We start from the raw sequence: 2,508 nt of genomic DNA, 5'->3' as shown, positions 1-2,508 counted from the left end.
GTGGGGGGTTGGGCAGGAGGCTCGGGTCGGGGGTCGTGCTTGGGCATGGCGAGCAGCACGGACACCGCGAGCGCCGTGCCCGCGATGCGCAGGGCGAGCCGCAGCGGCTCATCCGGCAGCGGCTCGCCGAAGGCGAGGGTCCCCAGCACGGCGGTGAACAGCGCGGTGACCGTCGTGCACACGGGGACGATGAGCGAGGCCCGGCAGCGCTGCAGCGCCGCCTGCGACATGATCAGGCCGAATGCGCCGGTGAAGAGCAGGAGATACGGATACGGGGAGCGCAGCAGGTCGAGCAGCGCCGAGCCGAGTCCCTCCGTCGTCAGATAGCTGGATACGCCCTTGATGGCGAGCGAGCTCACGCCGTAGAGCAGCCCGACGGCCACCCCGTACTCGACGCCGGCCGTCGGAAGCCGGTGCCGGTGCCTGGCCCGGCGCTCGGCGGACCCGTACAGCAGGACCCCCGCAGCGAGAGAGGGCAGACAGACGGCGAGGACCAGCGGCACCGGCGCGCCGCGGCTCACCGTGTCCGAGCCCTCCCGCAGCGAAAGCACCACCATGAGCAGCGCGGCCAGGATCGCCCCGACGGCGTACCGCTCGCGCCCGGAGGTCTGCTCGCCGAGCAGCTTGGAGGAGAGCAGCAGCAGAAGGACGAGTCCGGATACGAAGATGCCCTGCGCGGCGGCGATCGGCAGCGTCCGGTAGACGGCCAGCTGCGCGCCGAACCCGGCGGCGAGCGCGAGGGATCCGCCGAGCCACAGCGGGCTGCTGATCACCTGCCGGAGCAGCCGCGCCGGGCTTCGCACGCTGACGGACGGCATCGAGGTCAGGGCCCGCTTCTCCAGGACGAACCCGGTGCTGTAGAGCACGTTCGCCAGCAGAGCGGCGGCCACACCCCACCACATGGTCCTAGGTCCTTCGGGCGTGCAGCAGCAGGATCGACGAGGCGCTCGGCACCGCGCAGGCGAGCCGGTCCAGGGCGCGCAAGGGGCGTGGTACGCCGTGGAAGGGTGCGCCCGCGACGCGGACGACGTCGAAACCGGACGCGGCGACGAACTCCCGCAGGGCGCGCGCGGTGTAGAGCCGCAGATGCCCCACGACCTCGCTGCCCGGACGGCCGTGGATGCCGCGCAGGCTCACCTCGGAGAAGACGGGCTGCACCCCGGCGAGCAGCAGTCCGCGGTTGTACCAGGCGGCGAGGTTCGGCGTCGACAGCATCAGATGACCCCCTGGCCTGAGGACTCTGCGCAGTTCGTCCAGGGCGCTGTCGGGGTCCACGAGATGCTCGATGACCTCGCTGAACAGCACGGCGTCGGCCGAGCCGTCCGCGAACGGCAGCCCTCCGTCGGTGAGTTCACCGCGTACGACGTACGACAGATGGGAGTGGGCGCGCTTGAGGGCGTCCTGCGACCAGTCGACGCCGATGACGCGGTGCCCCGCGAGGAGCGGGGCCGCGGTCGCCGCCGCGGTACCGTCGCCGCAGCCGATGTCGAGGACGACGGCGGTGCGTGCGGTGGCGGGTCCTATGGCGTCGGCGAGCATCCGGGCCTGGCGCAGGCTGCGGGCGTCGCCGGACGCGACGGGTACGGACGGGTCCTCGTAGAAGTCCCGCAGGTCGCGGGGGGCGGAGCTGGTGGAACCGGTGGGCCTGGTGGAACTGGCGGGCGCTGTCATGACGAGGTGCCCTCCTCCGTGGCGTGCAGATAGTGCTCGAAGAGGTCGCGCAGATGGGCCCCGTCGCCATGGCTGAGCAGCGTCTTCGACCAGCGCAGGGCGAGGTGCAGGCGGCCCGCCGTGGACGCGGTGGTCACGGTCAGGCCGCGCGGCACACGGGCGGGCGCGGAGAACCAGACGGCGTACGCGCGTCCGGCGTCACCGAAGTCGAGCGGGTACGGCACGCGGCCGATGTTGCTGAGCAGCGTGGTGGAGGTCCAGGGTCCGGCGGCTCTGCGCAGGCCGCGGGTGAGGGCGGCCCGGACGGTGACGGGGAGCACGGGTGAGGTCAACAGGGCGGCTCCGTAGCCGAGTTGGGGACGGGTGAGGGCTTTGAGGGCGCGGGTGCGTTCGGCGGTGCGCCGCAGCAGTGCGCCGATTTCCTCGGGTCCCCACTCCCGGCGGCTCAACTCCCCTGCGCTGAAGGGAACTTCGACGAGCCGGGTGCCGTTCCCGATCGGCATGTTCATGTCGCGCGGGCGGTCGTCCACGGGCATGGTGATCCGGAACGGCCGGGGGCGTGATCCGTGCTCCCGGTTCCAGTGCGCGATCATCAGCGCGGTCGCCACCATGAGCTGGTCGTTCACGGTGAAGGGCGCGCCCTTGGGCCGGTGCGGCACGGCAAGCTCCGCGACGAGCATGGCGTTGCCGGGAATGGGGTCTGACCTGCTCGAACGAAGTTGAGAGCTTGGGGAAGGCTCGGGCGTCCCCTTGGACACCCGGGCAGGCGGCGCCCACCCGGAGGGCGTGTCGTCGGGCGCCCGTTCCGTCTCGGGGGCGGGCGACGGGGCCGTACGC

2 protein-coding genes and 1 pseudogene are annotated in these 2,508 nt (G+C 72.4%); all 3 read right to left on the bottom strand.

Annotation, left to right across the window (positions count from 1 at the left end; translation table 11 throughout):
* Positions 1-890 (bottom strand): hypothetical protein (locus E2651_RS42620; protein ID WP_135336630.1); only part of this gene is annotated, 890 nt, incomplete at its 3' end.
* A 16-nt stretch (positions 891-906) separates the two neighbouring features.
* A complete protein-coding gene (locus E2651_RS42615) occupies positions 907-1,671 on the bottom strand; it encodes a class I SAM-dependent methyltransferase (protein ID WP_135336629.1) in 765 nt (254 codons plus the stop codon).
* A pseudogene (locus E2651_RS42610) lies at positions 1,668-2,508 on the bottom strand (condensation protein); the annotation flags it as partial. The gene E2651_RS42615 and the pseudogene E2651_RS42610, both read right to left, overlap by 4 nt.

Source organism: Streptomyces sp. MZ04, assembly GCF_004684775.1.
Lineage (GTDB): Bacteria > Actinomycetota > Actinomycetes > Streptomycetales > Streptomycetaceae > Streptomyces.
This window is presented reverse-complemented; position numbering and strand designations above follow the sequence as displayed.